General features: G+C 74.4%; 17 protein-coding genes. 6 read left to right on the top strand and 11 right to left on the bottom strand.

Features of this window, described 5'->3' with window-relative positions; genetic code table 11:
* Positions 1-6: 6 nt before the first annotated feature.
* Positions 7-660 (bottom strand): response regulator transcription factor, encoded by a 654-nt coding sequence (locus AS857_RS06190; RefSeq protein ID WP_030368611.1) that lies wholly within the window; start codon positions 658-660, stop codon positions 7-9.
* A 360-nt stretch (positions 661-1,020) separates the two neighbouring features.
* On the opposite strand from AS857_RS06190, the gene AS857_RS40305 reads away from it, so the two are divergent.
* On the top strand, positions 1,021-1,185 hold the full coding sequence (locus AS857_RS40305; protein ID WP_168091529.1) for a hypothetical protein: 165 nt from the start codon (positions 1,021-1,023) through the stop codon (positions 1,183-1,185).
* Between the two features lie 78 nt (positions 1,186-1,263).
* Here AS857_RS40305 and AS857_RS06185 read toward each other — a convergent pair whose 3' ends face one another.
* Both AS857_RS06185 and AS857_RS06180 read right to left on the bottom strand, forming a co-directional pair.
* Entirely contained in the window at positions 1,264-2,064 is an 801-nt protein-coding gene (locus AS857_RS06185; RefSeq protein ID WP_058042146.1) for an inositol monophosphatase family protein, read from the bottom strand.
* 14 nt (positions 2,065-2,078) lie between these two features.
* Positions 2,079-3,206, bottom strand: coding sequence for a ferrochelatase (locus AS857_RS06180; RefSeq protein WP_058042145.1), 1,128 nt, complete (start codon positions 3,204-3,206; stop codon positions 2,079-2,081).
* 139 nt (positions 3,207-3,345) lie between these two features.
* On the opposite strand from AS857_RS06180, the gene AS857_RS06175 reads away from it, so the two are divergent.
* Complete coding sequence (locus AS857_RS06175) at positions 3,346-4,626, top strand: MFS transporter (protein WP_058042144.1); 1,281 nt, start codon at positions 3,346-3,348, stop codon at positions 4,624-4,626.
* Positions 4,577-5,932 (top strand): D-arabinono-1,4-lactone oxidase, encoded by a 1,356-nt coding sequence (locus tag AS857_RS06170; protein ID WP_058042143.1) that lies wholly within the window; start codon positions 4,577-4,579, stop codon positions 5,930-5,932. The genes AS857_RS06175 and AS857_RS06170 overlap by 50 nt, the downstream gene beginning before the upstream one ends.
* Before the next feature lie 137 nt (positions 5,933-6,069).
* Here the strand turns inward: AS857_RS06170 and AS857_RS06165 are convergent, their stop codons facing one another.
* Entirely contained in the window at positions 6,070-7,146 is a 1,077-nt protein-coding gene (locus tag AS857_RS06165; RefSeq protein WP_058042142.1) for a hypothetical protein, read from the bottom strand.
* Between the two features lie 347 nt (positions 7,147-7,493).
* Between AS857_RS06165 and sepH the strand changes: the two genes are divergently transcribed.
* Positions 7,494-8,579 carry a septation protein SepH gene (gene sepH / locus AS857_RS06160; protein WP_058042141.1) on the top strand — a complete coding sequence of 362 codons (1,086 nt, stop codon included), beginning with the start codon at positions 7,494-7,496 and terminating at the stop codon, positions 8,577-8,579.
* 440 nt (positions 8,580-9,019) lie between these two features.
* Here sepH and AS857_RS06155 read toward each other — a convergent pair whose 3' ends face one another.
* On the bottom strand, positions 9,020-9,856 hold the full coding sequence (locus tag AS857_RS06155; protein WP_058042140.1) for a sulfurtransferase: 837 nt from the start codon (positions 9,854-9,856) through the stop codon (positions 9,020-9,022).
* 292 nt (positions 9,857-10,148) lie between these two features.
* On the opposite strand from AS857_RS06155, the gene AS857_RS06150 reads away from it, so the two are divergent.
* On the top strand, positions 10,149-10,994 hold the full coding sequence (locus tag AS857_RS06150; protein ID WP_058042139.1) for a VOC family protein: 846 nt from the start codon (positions 10,149-10,151) through the stop codon (positions 10,992-10,994).
* Here AS857_RS06150 and AS857_RS06145 read toward each other — a convergent pair.
* The 4 genes from AS857_RS06145 to AS857_RS06130 all read right to left on the bottom strand — a co-directional run bounded on the left by AS857_RS06145 (position 10,969) and on the right by AS857_RS06130 (position 16,469).
* The gene (locus AS857_RS06145; RefSeq protein WP_058042138.1) at positions 10,969-11,646 is read right to left on the bottom strand and encodes a thymidine kinase; all 678 of its coding nucleotides are present in this window, start codon (positions 11,644-11,646) and stop codon (positions 10,969-10,971) included. The two genes, AS857_RS06150 and AS857_RS06145, sit on opposite strands and share 26 nt — an antisense overlap.
* 77 nt (positions 11,647-11,723) lie before the next feature.
* Positions 11,724-12,932, bottom strand: a complete 1,209-nt coding sequence (locus AS857_RS06140) for an alkaline phosphatase family protein (RefSeq protein ID WP_079110127.1) — start codon at positions 12,930-12,932, stop codon at positions 11,724-11,726.
* Entirely contained in the window at positions 12,932-13,537 is a 606-nt protein-coding gene (locus AS857_RS06135; protein WP_058042136.1) for a DUF5998 family protein, read from the bottom strand. Before AS857_RS06135 ends, AS857_RS06140 begins: the two co-directional genes overlap by 1 nt.
* Before the next feature lie 130 nt (positions 13,538-13,667).
* Positions 13,668-16,469 (bottom strand): bifunctional acetate--CoA ligase family protein/GNAT family N-acetyltransferase, encoded by a 2,802-nt coding sequence (locus tag AS857_RS06130; RefSeq protein WP_058042135.1) that lies wholly within the window; start codon positions 16,467-16,469, stop codon positions 13,668-13,670.
* 107 nt (positions 16,470-16,576) lie between these two features.
* Here AS857_RS06130 and AS857_RS06125 point away from each other — a divergent pair, with 107 nt between their 5' ends.
* Positions 16,577-16,858, top strand: coding sequence for an HPr family phosphocarrier protein (locus AS857_RS06125; protein WP_058042134.1), 282 nt, complete (start codon positions 16,577-16,579; stop codon positions 16,856-16,858).
* A 232-nt stretch (positions 16,859-17,090) separates the two neighbouring features.
* On the opposite strand, the gene AS857_RS06120 is transcribed toward AS857_RS06125, so the two are convergent.
* Positions 17,091-17,756 (bottom strand): GntR family transcriptional regulator, encoded by a 666-nt coding sequence (locus AS857_RS06120; protein ID WP_245699627.1) that lies wholly within the window; start codon positions 17,754-17,756, stop codon positions 17,091-17,093.
* A 270-nt stretch (positions 17,757-18,026) separates the two neighbouring features.
* Positions 18,027-18,836, bottom strand: coding sequence for a M23 family metallopeptidase (locus tag AS857_RS06115; protein WP_058042132.1), 810 nt, complete (start codon positions 18,834-18,836; stop codon positions 18,027-18,029).
* Positions 18,837-18,889: the final 53 nt, after the last annotated feature.

The following is an 18,889-nucleotide window of genomic DNA, read 5'->3' as shown; positions in this document are numbered from 1 at the left end:
GGGGGATCAGATCCGGTATCCGGAGCCGGGCACGGTGACGATCACCGGGGGCTCGCCGAGCTTGCGGCGCAGGGTCATGACGGTGACCCGGACGACGTTGGTGAAGGGGTCGGTGTTCTCGTCCCAGGCCTTCTCCAGCAGCTGCTCGGCCGAGACGACCGCGCCCTCGCTGCGCATGAGGACCTCCAGGACGGCGAACTCCTTGGGCGCCAGCTGCACCTCCCGGCCGTCGCGGAAGACCTCGCGGCGGTTGGGGTCGAGCTTGATGCCGGCGCGCTCCAGGACGGGCGGCAGGGCCACGGTCGTGCGGCGGCCGAGGGCCCGCACGCGGGCGGTGAGCTCGCTGAAGGCGAAGGGCTTGGGGAGGTAGTCGTCGGCGCCGATCTCCAGGCCCTCCACGCGGTCGCTGACGTCGCCGGAGGCGGTGAGCATCAGGACGCGGGTGGGGATGCCGAGCTCGACGACCTTGCGGCAGACGTCGTCGCCGTGGACGAGCGGCAGGTCGCGGTCGAGGACGATCACGTCGTAGTCGTTGACGGCGATGCGCTCCAGGGCGGCGGCACCGTCGTACACGACGTCGACCGCCATGGCCTCCCGGCGCAGTCCGGTGGCGACGGCATCGGCGAGCAGCTGCTCGTCCTCGACGACGAGTACGCGCACGGCGTTGATCCTTCCCTTTGGGCCCGGGCGGGCAGGCTGGAGATACCCCTGTGGGTGTCTCCATCCTGCCTCGAACGTCGGTAAACCGGCTGTAAGGGGTGCCCGGGCCGACCTGCCGGCAGGCCGTTCCGGATCGCGGCCGGAGCGGGGCCCGGAGCGGTTTCCGGTCGGGCGGGGGGATTGGTTCCGGTCGGGAGGTTTCCCCGCGGACGGCGTTGGGGAAGACGTCTGCACACCCGCGATCACGCCCAGTGGCGGCACGCCACCACGGCCCGTCCGCCCGCGCCGGGGCAGGGGCGCGATCGATTCGCCGTCGGCACACCCCCGTGCCATCGACCCACGACGAGGGGGCGCAGCACCATGGACGCGTTCACCGCTGGCATTCTGCAGCGCATAGAGAGCACCCGCAGCGAACGGGACCAGGCCCGCAGGCTGGGCGACGAGTACACGGCCGAGGTGGAGCAGTCCGCCTTGGACGACCTCCACCGTCTCGCCGCCGAACACGGCGTCGAGGTCTCGGCCTGAGCAGGATCCGACGGCAGTGCCCCGGTGCCTCTCGGCGCCGGGGCACTGTCGTGTCCGGGAGGGGGCGGGCGGCGGGGCTCAGCCCTGCCAGGCCCCCAGCTCCTCCAGACGCCCCTGCAGCGTCTCGAAGAGCACCGGCGGGGCCGCCACGGTCAGCTCCGGGGAGACGGGCTCGCCCGGGCGTCCGCCGGTCAGGGCCCCGGCCTCGCGGGCGATCAGCGCGCCCGCCGCATAGTCCCAGGGGTTGAGCCCGCGCTCGTAGTAGCCGTCCAGCCGGCCGCAGGCCACGTCGCACAGGTCGATCGCCGCGGACCCGCCGCGCCGGATGTCGCGCACCTGCGGCAGCAGGGAGCGCAGCACCTCCGCCTGGGCGGCGCGGCGCGTGGTGAGGTAGCCGAAGCCGGTGCCGATCAGGGCCTGGTCGAGGCCGGGCGCGGGCCGCACGGCCAGCCGCCGCTCGCCTTCGTACGCGCCCTCGCCGAGCACGGCCCGGTAGGTCTCGCCGCGCATGGGCGCGGCCACGACGCCGACGACCGCCTCGCCGTCGAGCTCGGCCGCTATGGACACGGCCCAGGACGGGAGGCCGTAGAGGTAGTTCACGGTGCCGTCGATCGGGTCGATGACCCACCGCACGCCGCTGGTGCCCTCGCTGCTGGCGCCCTCCTCGCCCAGGAGGCCGTCCTCGGGGCGGCGCTCGGCGAGGAAGCCGGTGATCAGCTTCTCGGCGGCGATGTCCATCTCGGTGACGACGTCGATCGAGCTGGTCTTGGTCGCGGCGACGCCGAGGTCCGCCGGGCGCCCGTCGCGGAGCAGGGCCCCGGCGCGGTCGGCGGCCTCGAGGGCCACGGCCAGGAGTTCTGCCTTCAGGGTGTCGCTCACGGTGCTGGTGCTCCTTACGCGTACGGGCTGTCGGCTCCGGCGGCGGCCGGGCGCGGGGCCCGGGCCGGGCAGCAGCCGACGGGACAGAGGTCGTGCGAGGGGCCGAGGGCGCCCAGGGCGCACCGCTCGGGGCGCTCGCCGCGCTCGCTCGCGGCCCGCTCCAGGACGAGCTCGCGGACGGCCGCGGCGAAGCGGGGGTCGGCGCCGACGGTCGCGGCGCGGGCGACCGGCAGGCCGAGCTCTGCGGCCTTGGCGGCGGCCTCGGTGTCGAGGTCGTACTTGACCTCCATGTGGTCCGAGACGAAGCCGATGGGGACCATGACGACGGCGGGCACGCCGTCGCCGTGCGCGGCCTCCAGGTGGTCGCAGATGTCGGGCTCGAGCCAGGGGATGTGCGGGGCGCCGCTGCGCGACTGGTAGACGAGCCGCCAGGGGTGCTCGGTGCCGGTCTCCTCGCGCACCGCCTCCGCGATGGTGCGGGCGACGTCGAGGTGCTGGGCGACGTAGGCGCCGCCGTCGCCGTGGCCGTCCGCGGGACCGGAGGCGTCCGCGGCGGCGGTGGGGATGGAGTGGGTGGTGAAGGCCAGGTGCGCGCCCTCGCGGACGTCCTCGGGCAGCTCGGCGAGGGCCGCGAGGACGGCGTCGGCCATGGGGCGGACGAAGCCGGGGTGGTTGAAGTAGTGCCGCAGCTTGTCGACGCGGGGCGGCGTGACGCCCTCGGCCTCCAGGGCCGCGAGCGCGTCGGCGAGGTTCTCGCGGTACTGCCGGCAGCCGGAGTACGAGGCGTAGGCGCTGGTGGCGAGGGTGAGCACGCGGCGCCGGCCGTCGGCCGCGATCTCGCGCAGGGTGTCGGTCAGGTACGGCGCCCAGTTGCGGTTGCCCCAGTAGACCGGCAGGTCGGGGCCGTGCTCGGCGAACTCCTTGCGCAGGGCGCCGAGCAGCGCACGATTCTGGTCATTGATCGGGCTGACTCCGCCGAAGAGGAAGTAGTGCTGCCCGACCTCCTTGAGGCGCTCGCGGGGGATGCCGCGCCCGCGCGTGACGTTCTCCAGGAAGGGAACGACGTCGTCCGGGCCCTCGGGGCCGCCGAAGGAGAGCAACAGCAGGGCGTCGTAGGGGGCGTGCGCTGGCTGATCCGACATGCGTCCGATCCTGCCACTCTGCACGGACTGCCGGGAAATGACGGTGCGCCGAACAAACGTACCCGTAAGCTGTATCGGCCAGCTACATCCCTTACGGCACCCTCGTACCGTCCCCGTAACGACCCCCTCGGGAGCCGTCTTGCCCAGTCCCTACCGCGAGATCTTCGCCGCTCCCGGCACCAAGGGCTTCTCGGCGGCCGGTCTCCTCGGCCGGATGCCGCTGTCGATGCTGAGCATCGGCATCGTCACGATGATCTCCCAGATCACCGGCCGCTACGGGCTCGCGGGCGCCGTCTCCGCGGCCGGGGCCGTCTCCGCCGCCGTCCTCGGCCCGCAGATATCCCGGCTGGTCGACCAGTACGGGCAGAGGCGGGTGCTGCGCCCGGCGACGCTGGTGGCCCTGGCCGCCGTCGCGGGGCTGCTGCTGAGCGCGCAGCAGCGCTGGCCGGACTGGACGCTGTTCGTCTTCGCGGCGTTCGGCGGCTGCGTGCCGAGCGTGGGATCGATGGTGCGGGCCCGCTGGGCTGCGATCTACCGGGGCAGCGGGCAGCTGCACACGGCCTACGCCTTCGAGTCCGTCCTGGACGAGGTGTGCTTCATCGTCGGCCCGATCCTGTCGATCGGGCTGTCCACCAGCTGGTTCCCCGCGGCGGGCCCGCTGCTGGCCGCCGGCTTCCTCGCGATCGGCGTCCTGTGGCTGACCGCCCAGCGCGCCACCGAGCCGGAGCCGCACCCGCGCGGGCAGGGCGGGGGCGGCCACGCGCTGCGCTCCCCCGGCCTGCAGGTGCTGGTGGCGACCTTCGTCGCCACGGGCATGATCTTCGGTACGTGCGACGTGGTGACCATCGCCTTCGCCGAGGCCGAGGGCCACAAGAGCATGGCGAGCGTGGTGCTCGCGGCGTACGCGCTGGGTTCCTGCATCGCGGGGATCGTTTTCGGACTCCTGCGGCTGAGCGGGGACATGGCCCGCCGCTGGCTCGTGGGCGTGTGCGCGATGGCCGTGAGTATGATCCCCCTCCAACTGGTCGGGAGCCTGCCGTTCCTGGCCGTGGCGCTCTTCGTCTCGGGGCTCTCGATCGCGCCGACCATGGTGACGACGATGGCCCTCGTCGAACAGCACGTACCGCGCGCGCAGCTGACCGAGGGCATGACCTGGACGAGCACGGGACTCGCGGTCGGCGTGGCACTGGGGTCGTCGGCCGCCGGCTGGGTGGTGGACGTCCACGGCGCCGCCGCGGGGTACGCGGTGTCCGGGGTGGCGGGGGTGCTCGCGGCGGCGGTCGCGTTCCTGGGGTACCGCCGGCTCCGCACGCCGGCGCCGCAGCGGCCGGGGGGACCTGTGCCGCAGGCAAGGGGAGGGTCTGACGCACATGACGGAGACGACCGGAACGACGACCTCAGCAAGGGCATCGTCGCCTAGGGCGGCCGGGCCGTCCCGCTGGCGCAACTGGGCGGGCAACGTCACCGCGCACCCCGTGCGGACGGTGGCCCCCGCCTCCGCGGACGAGGTCGCGGAGGAGGTCGTACGGGCCGCGGCGGACGGCCTGCGGGTGAAGGCGGCCGGCACCGGCCACTCCTTCACCGCCGCTGCCGCCACCGACGGCCTGCTCATACGCCCGGAGCGGCTCGGGGGCCTGCGCGCGATCGACCGCACGGCGGGCACGGTGACGGTGGGGGCCGGCACCACGCTCCGGCACCTGAACGCGACGCTGTCCGCGCACGGCCTGTCGCTGGCCAACATGGGCGACATCATGGAGCAGACCGTCTCGGGCGCGGTCAGCACCGGCACCCACGGCACGGGCCGCGACTCGGCCTCGCTCTCGGCCCAGGTCCGCGCCCTGGAGCTGGTCACCGCGGACGGCTCGGTGCTGACCTGCTCCGCGGACGAGAACCCGGAGGTCTTCGCCGGCGCCCGGCTGGGGCTGGGCGCGCTGGGCGTGATCACCGCGGTCACCTTCGCGGTGGAGCCGGAGTTCCTGCTCCGGGCGCGCGAGGAGCCGATGCCCCTCGACCGGGTCACGGGCGAGTTCGAGCAGCTGGTCGCCGAGAACGAACACTTCGAGTTCTACTGGTTCCCGCACACCGACAACTGCGTCACCAAGCGCAACAACCGCAGCGCGGGTCCCGCGGACCCGCCCGGCCGGGTCGCCGCCTGGGTCGAGGACGAGCTGCTGTCGAACGGCCTCTTCGGCGCCCTGTGCGCCGTGGGCCGCGCCGTGCCCGCCGCCGTCCCCGGCATGGCGCAGCTCGCCGGCCGCGCGCTCTCGGCCCGCACCTACACGGACGTGCCGTACCGCGTCTTCACCAGCCCCCGCCGGGTCCGCTTCCTGGAGATGGAGTACGCGCTGCCGCGGGAGGCCGCGATACCGGCGCTGCGCGAGCTGCGGGCCGCGATCGAGCGCTCGCGGCTGCGCGTGGCCTTCCCCGTCGAGGTCCGCACGGCTCCGGCCGACGACATACCGCTGTCCACGGCCCACGCCCGGGACACCGCCTACCTCGCCGTGCACATGTACCGGGGCGCCCCCTACCGCGCCTACTTCCGGGCCGCCGAACAGATCATGACGGCGCACGGCGGACGGCCCCACTGGGGAAAGCTCCACAGCCGCGACGCCGGGCACCTCGCGGCCGTCTATCCGCGGTTCGCCGGCTTCACCGCGCTGCGGGACCGGCTGGACCCGCAGCGCGTGTTCGGCAACGACTACCTGCGGCGCGTGCTGGGCGCGTAGGCCGGCGGCCCGGCGCCCCGTCGTCACACCCGCGCCCCGTAAGGGGCGCGGGGAACTGCGCGACCGCCCACGCACGGCCCGCAGCCGACCGACAACATCCCGGCGGAGCGCCGGGCCCGGCCGGACAGGGCGCGTGTCTACGAAACGGCGCCCGGCGTCGCCGCACCCGCCCCGGCCGCCGCGTTCTGCCCCTGCGCCGGCGGCTTGGGGGACGTCCCGCCCCCCGAGGCGCCCTGCCCGCTCGTGCTGCTGCCGCCCTTGTCGTCCCCGCCCGTGCCGCCGCCCGGGGAGGTCGAGGGGTTGGGCGTGGGGTCCGGCTTGGTGCTGGGCGTCGAGCCCCCGGAGGACGGCGACGTCGACGGGTCCGGCGACTGCTTGCCCGTGTCGCCGCCCTGGCGGGAGGCGTCCGGGTCGGGCGAGGGGCCGGAGTCGCCCCCGGTGCCGCGCTCCTCGCCGCCGTCGTGCGAGCGCTCCTGGTCCGGGGACCGCTCGGGCGCCGGGTCCTGCTTCTTCTGCGACTTCGTGCCGTCGAAGATCTGGCTGACCGTGGTCCCCTTACCACCGTCCGCACTCGACCCCTTCACCAGCTCGACCGCGGTGACGGTGCCCATCGCGAGGACGAAGACCGCGCCGGCGGCGATGAGCGGGCGCTTCCAGCCGCGCGTCCGGGTGCCGTGCGTCGTGGCCGGGGTGTACGTGTCGGTGTACGCAAAGGAGTGTTCATCGGCGCGCGCACCAGGATGCGCGCCCGCGTATGCGCCTCCGGGCTCCGGCGACCGTGACGTCGTGCGCAACAGCCGCGTCGCCTCGTCGTCGGCCGCCGGGAGCATCTGCGTGGCGTCGGCCTGCGGCAGCATCCGGGTCGCGTCGTCCTGCGCGGCGCGCCGCGCGGGGTCCTGTGCCGCGGCCGCGGCGCGGCCGACGGCCCGGCCCGCGTCCTGCACGGGAACCTGGCGCAGTTGCGGCCTCGCCGCCTGCGTGGTCGCCTCGCGGAGCTGTTCGCCGGTCCGCTTGAACAAGTGCTGGAAGATCGTGCCGCCCGACGTGGCCACGACGCTGACGACGCCGGCGCCGATGACCGTGCCGTACACCCCGAGCTTGCCCGCGAGCAGTGCGGCGATGACCGCCGCGAGGGCGCTGCCGGCGACCTGCGCGAGGCTCAGCTCCAGACGCTTGCTCTTCTGTTTTGCCTCACTTTCGCCTTTGTCGTCCATCTCCTGCCTCTGTGTAGCCTTGGGTCCGTCTTGCAGGTAGAAGAGACATTCGAGCGTAACGAACAGTTCCGATTCCGGCGATTCTGTGAACCTCGACACCCGCGCAACCGCCTTCGCGCGCGATAGGTACGATCAACTCCCTTCTCCCGCGTGAACTTCGATGGCGCGCCATTCCACCCCCAGTGGCCCGAATGGAGTACTGTGACGAGCCCTGGCCCCGGTGTCCCGTCCGGCTGCCTGGACCCAACGGGCGGGGCCCCAGCGGCTCTCACCCCCGTCAACTCGGCAATGTTGTGGCAGGCTGCACCCGGGCAGGCCACACTCGACTAGCGGAAGCAGCGACGCACGTGACGTCGGCAGGCACCACCCGGGAGGTCCCCATGCCCGAACTGCGTGTCGTGGCCGTCTCCAACGACGGCACACGGCTGGTGCTCAAGGCTGCGGACAGCACGGAGTACACCCTTCCCATCGACGAACGGCTGCGCGCCGCCGTGCGCAACGACCGTGCTCGTCTGGGGCAGATCGAGATCGAGGTGGAGAGCCATCTCCGCCCCCGCGACATCCAGGCGCGCATACGTGCGGGAGCCTCCGCGGAGGAGGTGGCACAGCTCGCGGGCATCCCCGTGGAGCGGGTGCGCCGGTTCGAGGGTCCGGTCCTGGCCGAGCGCGCGTTCATGGCCGAGCGCGCCCGCAAGACGGCGGTGCGCCGCCCCGGCGAGAACACCGGCCCGCTCCTCGGCGAGACCGTGGCCGAGCGGCTCATGCTGCGCGGGGCCGAGAAGGACACCGCGCAGTGGGACTCCTGGCGCCGGGACGACGGCACGTGGGAGGTCCTGCTCGTCTACCGGGCGGCAGGTGAGCCCCGCGCGGCGAGCTGGTCGTACGACCCGCCGAGGCGGATCGTTCAAGCGATGGACGACGAGGCCCGCGCACTCATCGGCGAGACCGACGACACGCCCGAGCCGAGCTTCCCCTTCGTGCCCCGCATCGCCCGTCTGCCGCGGGACAGGCCCCTCGACCGGTCGCTGGACCGGCAGCAGGCCGCGTCCTCCGGCCCGCCGTCCTCGCCCGAGGCGGGCGCCGAGCCGCCCGAGGAACCGCCCGCCAAGGAGCGGGATTCGCTGACGAGCCTGCTCGAAGCCGTCCCCAGCTTCCGCGGCGACATGGTCGTCCCGGAAACGCCCTCGGCCGCACCGGCAAGTGACGATCCGTCCGACGAGCCGGAGGCGGTCGAGCCCCCGGCGCCGGCCGCGAGCGCGGGCGCCGCGTATGCGGACGTCCTCATGCCGCGGTCCGTGGCCGGCCACCGCGACCGGCTGGTCGGCACGACGGACCGTCAGGCCGAGGCCGACGGGGTCCGGCCCGGCCGCCGGGCGGCGGTCCCCAGCTGGGACGAGATCGTCTTCGGCACCCGCCGCAAGAAACAGGAGTAACCGCTACGCCAGTGACCACCCGTCAGTCCCCCGGCTCCGGCCGGGGGCGGCGACGGCAGCGCGCACCGGGCCGCCCCCGGTCCGGCGACCGGGCGGCGGACGATCCACCGGGCTGCCCGTGGAGGGCGGGCCCGATGGGAGCACGCGGTCATCTGCGCCCGCCGCCGTGGCGCTCGTCCACGACGGTGCTCTACGGCCGTGCCGTCCCACCCCGGGCACGGTCCCTCCGCCCCGTATGCGGCCGGCCCGGCACCACCGGACCGCACCGTGAGGGCTTCCCGCCGTTGCGGCGGGAAGCGAACCGCTCGACGGGCGGGACTGCAGACCATCGGGCCTGCCTGCCCCAGGGGGCGACCCGCCCGGCAGGCCGGTCCGCGGCCCGCTCCACCGGCCGGCCGGTGAGCCGCCCGCAGGGCCGCCCCGCAGACCGGTCTGCGATCTCAGCCCGGCTGCGGCCCCGTGGCCACGGGGCGCGAGGGGTCCGAGGACCACTCGCTCCACGAACCCACGTACAGGGCCGCCGGGATGCCCGCCACGGCCATCGCGAGGAGCTGGTGCGCGGCGGAGACGCCGGAGCCGCAGTAGACGCCGACCTCGGTGCCGTCCACCGCGCCCAGGGCGCCGAAGCGGGCGGCCAGTTCGGCCGCGGGCCGCAGCCGCCCGTCCGCAGCCACGTTCTCCGTCGTCGGCGCCGAGACCGCGCCCGGGATGTGCCCGGCCACCGCGTCGATCGGCTCGGTCTCGCCCCGGTAGCGCTCCCCCGTCCGGGCGTCCAGCAGGAGCCCGCGGCGGGCCAGCGCCGCCGCACCGTCCGCGTCGAGCAGCGGCAGCGCCCCCGGCGCCGGCACGAAGTCGCCCTCGCGCGCGGGCGTCCGCCCGGCCGTGACCTCCCCGCCCTGCGCCCGCCAGGCCGCCAGACCCCCGTCCAGGACCCGCACGGAGGGATGCCCGGCCCACCGCAGCATCCACCAGGCCCGCGCGGCCGCCCAGCCCTGGCCCCCGTCGTAGACGACGACGTCCCCGCCGGAGCCGACGCCCGCCCTGCGCATCGCCGCGCCGAACTCGTCGGGCCCGGGCAGCGGATGCCTGCCCTGCTTCCCCGCGGGCCCGGCGAGCTCGCTCTCGAGGTCCACGTAGACCGCGCCGGGGATGTGCCCCGCCTCGTACTCCGGCCGGCCGGGCGGGCCGCCGAGCTGATAGCGGACGTCCAGCAGGACGGGCGGCTGCCCGCCGGCCGACGCGTCCATGAGTTCGACTGCGGAGATGATGGCATTCATGGCCCCCATCCTGACGTAGTCCGGCGTGCGTTGAACGGGCCTCTGGCGAGGTGGCGCACAACTGATCGATACTGGGCGCCGCCGTCCGCCGGAGCGCGCTCGGGCGCCGGAACGGTACTGCCCCGCGATTCCGGGCATTCTCCTGCGGGAACCCGGGAATCCCGGCGCGGCCGGGGGGCGCGTGACGGCAGGTGGTGCAACCATCTGGTCGTGCCCCGTCCCGTACCACCCCCGCGCGCCGCGGCCCGGCGCGGGTCGCGCGGCCACAACGATGGTCCGAGGAGAGAGTGACATGACCGAGGTTTGGGGCTCCCCACGGCCAGGAGCGGGGGAGGCCCGGCAGACGCCGGGCAGCCCGTGCTGGACGAGTCTCCTGGCGCACGACCTGGAGGCGATCCAGGACTTCTACGGCGGTCTGTTCGGCTGGGCCTTCTACAGCCCCGGGCCGCGCCAGCTGGGCCCCTACGTGCGCGCCACGGTCGACGGCCGCGACGTGGCCGGCCTCGGGGAGCTCGCGCCCGGCCGCCGGCTGCCGACCGCCTGGACCACCTACCTCGCCAGCGACGACGCCGACGAGGCCGCGGAGTGGATCCGCTGCTCCGGCGGCACGGTGGGGGTGGGCCCGCTGTCCGCGGAGGACGCGGGGCGGCTGGTGCTCGCCTGCGACCCGGCCGGGGCGCCCTTCGGCGTGTGGCAGGGCCAGAAGCTGACCGGTGCCCAGCTGACGGGCGTGCCCGGCACGCCCGCCTGGCACGAGCTGGTGACACGACGGGCGTCGGCGGTCGCCGGCTTCTACCGGGCCCTGTTCGGCTACGACGTCAAGCCGGCCGACGCCGCGCGCTCGGCCCACTCCCCCGCGGATCTCCCGGCGGACCCCGACCCCGCGGACTACCTCACGCTGCAGCTCGACGGCCGTCCGGTCGCCGCGATCCGGGGCGTCGGCGCGGCGCTGCCGCGCGAGCAGGGCCCGCACTGGATGACGTACTTCGAGGTCGCGGACACCGATGCCGCCGCCCTGCGGGTGGTGGAGCTGGGCGGGCAGGTGCTGCGGCCGCCGCACGAGGCGCCGGCCGGCCGGGTGGCCACGGTCACCGACCCGGAGGGGGCGGTCTTCACCCTTCTGCGGACGTCCCGTTGACGGGGGCCGGGTCGACGGGCAGCACGTCGGGAGAGAGCGCGGCGGCGCGCGCCGCGGCGGCCGTCAGCCGGCGGCGGTGGTGGCGCCGGCACAGCACCTCGTAACCCACCACGGTCTCGGGCTGGTTGACGTCGCCGACGACCACCTGGGCACCCTCGACGACCATCTGCCCGCCCACCGTACGGGCGTTGTGCGTGGCCCGCGCACCGCACCAGCACAGCGCCTCGACCTGCAGCACCTCTATGCGGTCGGCGAGTTCGACCAGGCGCTGGGAGCCGGGGAAGAGCTTGGTGCGGAAGTCGGTGGTGATGCCGAAGGCGAAGACGTCGAGTTCGAGGTCGTCCACGATCCGGGCGAGCTGGTCGATCTGATCCGGCTCGAGGAACTGCGCCTCGTCGGCGATGACGTAGTCGGCGCGGCCCCCGGCGGAGAGGTGGGCGACGATGTGCGCGTAGAAGTCGAACCCCTCGCCCGCCTCGACGGAGTCGGTGACCAGGCCGAGCCGGGAGGAGAGCTTGCCCTCGCCGGCGCGGTCGTTCCGGGTGTAGATCATCCCTTGCAGGCCGCGGGTCGAGCGGTTGTGCTCGATCTGCAGAGCGAGGGTGCTCTTTCCACAGTCCATGGTTCCGGAGAAGAACACCAGCTCGGGCATGGGGAAGCCAATGCCTTTCATAGGTCGGGGCGTCGAGGGGGGGCGCGCGGTCGTACGGGGGCTGCGGGCCTACGGGTTCAGGCACGCACTTCGAGGAGCGGCACCAGCTGCTCCACGGGCGTCATGGAGCCGTGCAGCCCCACCATCGCGGATTCGTTCGGCTCGGTCTCGGTGGCGACGATCGCGATGTCGTCGCGGGCGGCCGCGACCACGTCGCCGATCCGGCCGTGGACGCGGCCGTCCACGCCGTCGCCGGGGCGGCCGAACCAGCCCGACTCGATCGCCTCGTCGCGGCTCGCGATCCACATCTGCTCGCCGAGCACCTCCCGCCACACCGCGAGGACGTCGGCGGCGGCGCCGGGCACGGCGTAGACGTGGCGGGCGCGGGCCTCGCCGCCGAGCAGGGCGACGCCCGCGCGCAGCTCCCAGTCCTCGTCGAAGTCGATGCGCGACTCGGGGTCGAAGGGGATGTCGATCATGCCGTGGTCGGCGGTGACGTACAGCGCCGAGCGGGGCGGCAGCTGCTCCGCGAGGCGCTGGGCGAGGCGGTCGACGTACATCAACTGGCCGCGCCACTCGTCGGAGTCGACGCCGAAGCGGTGCCCCTTGCCGTCGACGTCGCTGTAGTACGTGTAGACGAGCGAGCGGTCCGCGGCACCGAGGCGGTCGGCGGCGAGGTCCATCCGGTCCTCGCCGGAGAGCCGGCCGTGGAAGGTGCCGCCGCTCAGCGCGATCTTCGTCAGCGGGGTGTGCTGGAAGTCCGGGGCGGAGACCTGGCAGGTGTGCACCCCGGCCGCGTCCGCGAGCTGGAAGACGGTCGGGTACGGCTGCCAGACGTGCGGGTCGGTCCAGGGCCGCCAGCGCAGCTGGTTCATCAGCTGCCCCGTGGCCGGGTCGGCGACGGTGTAGCCGGGCAGGCCGTGGGCGCCCGGCGGCAGACCGGTGCCCACCGAGGCGAGGGAGGTCGCCGTGGTGGACGGGAAGCCGGCCGTCAGGGGAGAGCCGGTGCCGTTGTTCGAGCCGGCCATCAGCGAGTGCAGGAACGGCGCCTCGGCGGGGTGGGCGCGCAGCAGCTCCCAGCCGAGGCCGTCGATCAGGAAGACGCACACGCGGTCGGCGGGGGCGAGCTCCAGGCCCGTGGAGAATCCGGGGACCTCCATGCCGGCGGCGACCGCGGGCAGCAGGTCGGCCAGCGAGCCCGTGCCGTAGCGGGGCAGCGGGGCCGTGCGGGGGTCGAGCGGGACGGGCTCGTGCCAGGCGGAGCCCGCCGTCATGGAAGAGGACATCAGCGGGCGGTCGCCGCGCCGGCCGTAGGGGCTGCGGTGGCCTCGGAGAGGGCCTGGGCGAACGCCAGCGCCTGGCGGACGGTGTCCGGGCCGTCTCCGGCCTCGCTGACGCGCAGGCTCAGGTCGTCGGCCGTGGAGGAGCCGGTGTAGCCGTGGTCCGCGTCGCAGTTGGGGTCGCCGCAGGCGGCGGGCTCCAGGTCGATCCGGGACACCGCGCCCCAGCCGATGTTCAGCACGACCTCGCGGGGCAGGGTGCCGGGGGTGTACGACTCCGGGTTGGCGACGACGCGGCTCAGCACGACCGAGGAGATCCGCTCCAGCTTCACGGATTCCGTGGAGGTGGTGGCGTACGGGGACGGCGAGGTGCCGTCGGCGGCCTGCTCGTCGGTGTGGCTGACGATGAACCGGGTGCCGGTGAGGACGAGGACGGTGACGTGGCGGCGCACCTCGTTGGAGTCGAACGTCGTCTCCTGGTGCACCAGGTACGACGCGACCGGCTCCCCGCCCACTGCGGCCTCCACCGCCTCGGCCACGAGGGCCGGGTAGTAGCCACTGCGCTCGATCGCCGCGCGCAGCCCTTGGGTCGTCGTACCGGTCTTCGCCATAAGCCCATCCTAAGGGGCCCACGGGCCCCAGCCGCCCGATGCGCCCACGCCGGCCCCGGCCGGGGCCGCCGGGATGGGACGGGCGTCACACGCCGGGCCCGGCCGGGTGCGGGCCGGTGGTCCGTCCCGGTCAGACCACCGGCAGGCTGCGCGGGCCCAGGTCCGTGCGGGCCGGGGCCGGGGCCAGGCGGATGGTGGCACCCAGGACGTGCACCCCCCGGGGAGCGACGATCACCGGCTCCAGGTCGGCGCCGACGACCTCGGGGTGGTCGTCGACCAGCCGGGAGACGCGCAGCAGCAGCTCCTCCAGGGCCCTGGTGTCGACGGGCGTCGTGCCGCGCCAGCCGAAGAGCAGCGGGGCGGTGCGGATGGAGCGGATCTGCTCGGCGGCATCGCGGTCGGTGACAGGGACGAGCCGGTGGGCCGTGTCGCCGAGGAGCAGGGAGGGCGCCCCGGCCAGCCCGAAGGACAGGACCGCGCCGGCCGCCGGGTCGATCGCCGCCCGTACGACGGTGTCGACCCCGCGCGGCGCCATGGACTGGACGACGAGCCGGGTCTCCTCGGGCTTGCCGAGGAGCTCGGTCAACTCGGCGTACGCGCGGCGCAGTTCCGTTTCGCCGCCCAGGTCGAGCCGGACGCCGCCGAGGTCGGCGCGGTGGCGCAGGTGCGGGGCGGTGGGCTTGAGGGCGACGGGGAAGCCGAGCCGCTGCGCGGCGCGCACCGCGCCGTCGGGGTCGGGCGCCGGCAGCGCGGGCAGCACGGCGATCCCGTACCGGGCGAGGAGCCGCTGGGTGTCGGGGGCGGAGAGGGTGACCGCCCGCGGGCCCTCGGGCGGCGGCGCCAGGCCGGCCCCGTGGGCCTCCAGCAGCACGCCGATGTCGGCGGCGGCCCCGGCCTCGTCGATGTCGTCGTACTCGGGCACGCGGCCCGGCTCGGCCGCGTGCCGCCGCCAGCGTGCGTACCGCGCGGCCTCGGCGAGCGCCCGGACGGCCCGCTCGGCGGCGGGGTAGGCGGGTATCCGCACGGCCGGTGCGGAGCCCTCCGCTCCCCCGGCGCCCTCGCCCGCCGGCTCCGCGAGCGCCTCGGCGAGCCCCGGGATCTCCAGGTGCACCACGGTCACCGGCTTGGCGGCCGGCGAGGCCGCGACCGCCTCGCGCAGCGCCCGGGCGAGGTCCGCCGCGGAGGCGTCCCCCACCCAGGGGATGGCGGTGACGACGACGGCGTCGCACTCCTCGTCGGCCAGGACGCCGGCCAGCGCCCTGCGGAAGTCGGCGGGCTGGGCGGCGGTGGTGAGGTCGTACGGGGGCTGGGGGCGCAGGCCGTCCGTGAGGCAGGCGTCGTAGGTGAGCAGGGCGAGGGACTCGGAGTTGCCGAGGATGGCGACGCGCGGCCCGGCGGGCAGCGGCTGGGAGGCGAGGAGCAGCCCGGTGTCGGCGAGCTCGGTGACCGTGTCGACGCGGATGACGCCGGCCTGCCGCAGCAGGTCGGAGACGGTGGCGTCGGGGATCCGGGTGGTGGGCACGGCGTGCCCGGTGGGCGCGGCCCCGCCGTGGCGGGCGCCCTTGACGACGACGACCGGCTTGCGGGCGGCGGTGCGCCGCGCGAGGCGGGTGAACTTGCGGGGGTTGCCGATGGACTCCAGGTACATGAGCACGAGGTCGGTGTCCGGGTCGTCGTGCCAGTACTGCAGGAAGTCGTTGCCGGAGACGTCCGCGCGGTTGCCGGCGGAGACGAAGGTGGAGATGCCGACGAGCCCGGCGGCGCGCCGGTGGAGCCCGGAAAGCAGGGCGATGCCGATGGCCCCGGACTGGCTGAAGAGGCCTATGCGGCCGGCGGCGGGCAGCTCGGGCGACAGGGAGGCGTTGAGGCGGACGCCGCCCGCGGTGTTGATGAGGCCGAAGGCGTTGGGCCCGATGATGCGCATCCCATAGGAGCGGGCCTGGCGCACGAGCTCGCGCTGGCGCTCGCGCCCGTCGGCGCCGCTCTCGCCGTACCCGGCGGAGAGGACGACGAGGCCCTGGACGCCGTGCTCGCCGCATTCGGCGACGACGGAGGGCACCTGATCGGCGGGCACGGCCACGACGGCGAGGTCGACGGGCCCGTCGATGCCGAGGACGGAGCGGTGGGCCGGCACGCCCTCGGGGTCGAGCCGCGTGGTGCCCTCGGGGAAGGCGTGGTTGACGGCGTGGACCTGCCCCGTGAAGCCGCCCGCCAGCAGGTTGCTCAGCACGGCCCGCCCCATGCCGCCCGGCGTGCGGCCGGTGCCGATGACGGCCACGGAGCCGGGGGCGAGCAGCCGCTGGACCGAGCGGGCCTCGGCGCGCTGCTCGCGGGCCCGCTGGACGGCGAGGGAGCGGTCGGTGGGCTCCAGGTCCAGTTCGAGGCGGACGACGCCGTCCTCGAAGCTGCGCTTCTGCGTGTAGCCCGCGTCCGTGAACACCTTGATCATCTTGCTGTTGGCGGGCAGCACCTCGGCGCTGAAGCGCCGGATCGCGCGCTCGCGGGCCACGGCGGCGATGTGCTCCAGGAGGGCGGAGGCGACGCCGCGGCCCTGGTGGGCGTCCTGCACGAGGAAGGCGACCTCGGCCTCGTCGGCGGGCTCGGAGGCCGGCATGCCGCGGCCGTCGATGCGGTCGTAGCGGACGGTGGCGATGAACTCGCCGCCGACGGTGGCGGCGAGGCCGACCCGGTCGACGTAGTCGTGATGGGTGAAGCGGTGCACGTCCCGGTCGGAGAGGCGGGGGTAGGGGGCGAAGAAGCGGTAGTACTTCGACTCGTCCGAGACCTGCTCGTAGAAGCTCACCAGGCGCTGGGCGTCGTCGGGGGTGATGGGACGCAGGTGTGCGGTGCCGCCGTCGCGCAGCACGACGTCGGCTTCCCAGTGGGTGGGGTACGCGTACTCGGGCCCGGACTGCGCCGGCGTCGTCTGCATGGGGCCAGCGTAAGGCCGGGCACGGACATCGGGAGCGCTGCGCCGGAGCACTCCGGGCACCGTGAGACACTGGTCTAGACAACTCCTACGACTTGAAGGGCAACACCATGGCTGAGCGCCGCGTCAACGTCGGCTGGACCGAGGGCCTGCACGCCCGTCCCGCGTCGATCTTCGTCCGTGCGGCGACCGCCGCCGGCGTCCCCGTGACGATCGCCAAGGCCGACGGCAACCCGGTCAACGCCGGCTCCATGCTGGCCGTGCTGGGTCTGGGCGCCCAAGGTGGCGAGGAGATCGTCCTGTCCAGCGACGCCGAGGGCGCCGAGGCCGCCCTGGACCGCCTGGCGAAGCTGGTCGCCGAGGGTCTCGAGGAGCTCCCGGAGACCGTCTGATTCGACGGAAATCGCGCGCGGCGGGGCCGCGGCGGCCGATTGAGGGCCGCCGTGGCCCCGTTGTCGTTTTCCCGGCCGCACCCCGCGCACCCCATTCACACCCCGCGTGCGCCCGCGTGAAATCCATGGCATTCCAGCGGTAACAGCCGGGCATTCCTTTGGCGGAAGTTCGGCCGGAGATGGTTCCTGCGGTAACACGGGACGTAAATAGGCCCGATCTCCCGGGAACGGGTCAAGAGCCGGAGATCACCGTTCGCACGGCCGGACCCGCATTCCGCACGCGGGCCGCCGGCACGGTGCGGCGCAGCCGGAATTCCCCCGGCGACCGGTCCGCACGGGCCGCGGCGATGGCCCGGGCCCGCTCCGCGTCCCCGCGGGCGACCGCGTCCACGAGGGCGCCGAGCACCTCCCAGGTGTCGACGGGCCGCGCGGGCGGCTCCGCCGCGTACACCCACGCGATCTTGAGCCGGAGCTGGGTGAGCAGGCCCGCGAGGCTCGGGCTGCCGGACGCCTGCGCGAGGGTCTCGTCGAACCAGTCCCCGAGCGGCCCCAGCTCGCCCGTACGCCCGCCACGGGCGCGCTCCTGGCCGAGCCGGACCAGACCGCGCAGCACCTTCAGATGCGCCTCCGAACGGCGCTGTGCGGCGCGCGCGGCGCCCAGCGGCTCCAGCAGGGCGCGGACCTCCAGCAGATCGGCGGCCTCCTGCTCGGTCGGCTCCGCGACGCAGGCGCCCGCGTGCCGCCGGGTGGTCACGAAACCCTCCGAGGCGAGGGTGCGCAGCGCCTCGCGCACGGGCACGCGCGAAACGCCGTAGCGGCGCGCGAGGACTTCTTCGGTGAGCCTGCTGCCGGGCGGAAACGTGCCGGAAACAATGTCGTCACGGATCGCCGTGCACACGGCGTGCGCGGAAATGCGACGGCCGCTCTGATTCGCTGTGCCATCACCGTTCACGTACGGCCCCGCATGGGTGAACCTCCGCATAACCCCCGCGAAACGCGGCCGATTGACGCCTGTTCAGCGACTCTATTGCAGCCGTCCGCGATTTCCGACGGCGCACGTGAAGTCATCGATATGTTTTGGCCAACACGAGGATACGACGAAGGCCCCGGCCGGTGGGCCGGGGCCTTCGTCAGGCGAATGTGCCGCGCAGGGGCGCGGGCGGGTGCGTCAGAGGTTGACGCCGTGCTCGCTGAGGTAGGCGACCGGGTCCATGTCGGTGCCGTACGTGGCGCCGGTGCGGGCCTCGAAGTGCAGGTGCGGGCCGGTGACGTTGCCCGTGGCGCCGGAGAGGCCGATCTGCTGGCCGGCGGTGACCGACTGGCCGACGCTGACGTCGATGGACGACAGGTGGCCGTACTGCGTGTAGGTGCCGTCGTTGTGCTTGATGACGACGTTGTTGCCGTAGGCGCCGCCCCAGCCGGCCTCGACGATGGTGCCCGCGCCCACGGCCTGGATCGAGGTGCCGGTCGCGGCGTGCATGTCGATGCCGGTGTGGCTGCCGGAGGACCACAGACCGCTGGAGGCCTTGTAGGACGTGGAGACGTACGAGCCGGCGATCGGCGAGACGAAGGTGTTGAGGCGCTTGCGCTCCTGCTCGCGGGCGACGCGCTCCTGCTCCTTGCGCTCGGCCTCGGCCTTGCGCTTGGCCTCGTCCGCGGCCTTCTTGACGTCGGCCGCCTGCTGCTTGGCGGCGGTCTCGGCCTCGTGGACGGCGGTGTTCTCGGCCGCGGCGCTGGTCTGGACCTGGGCCTGCTCGCCGATGCGGCCGGCGGTGTCCTCGCCGATGACGACGGCCTGGGTCAGGCCGGTGTCCTCGGTGGGGCGGTGGGGCTCGTCGGGAGAGGCGGCCATCGCCGGGGCGGCGAGGCCCGCGACGACACCGGTGGCGGCGAGGGTGGCTATGCCCGCCGCGTTCGCGCTGACGCGAACGGCGCGGCTCGGCTTGCGGTGCTTCCCGGTGGCACGAGTGAACGCCATTGGTGAGGCTGGTCCTTTCCTTCCCTCTCGCCTACCGGGTTAGCTGACGGGTT

Origin of the sequence: Streptomyces roseifaciens, assembly GCF_001445655.1 — a bacterium.
Classification (GTDB): Bacteria; Actinomycetota; Actinomycetes; order Streptomycetales; family Streptomycetaceae; genus Streptomyces; species Streptomyces aureoversilis.
This window is presented reverse-complemented; position numbering and strand designations above follow the sequence as displayed.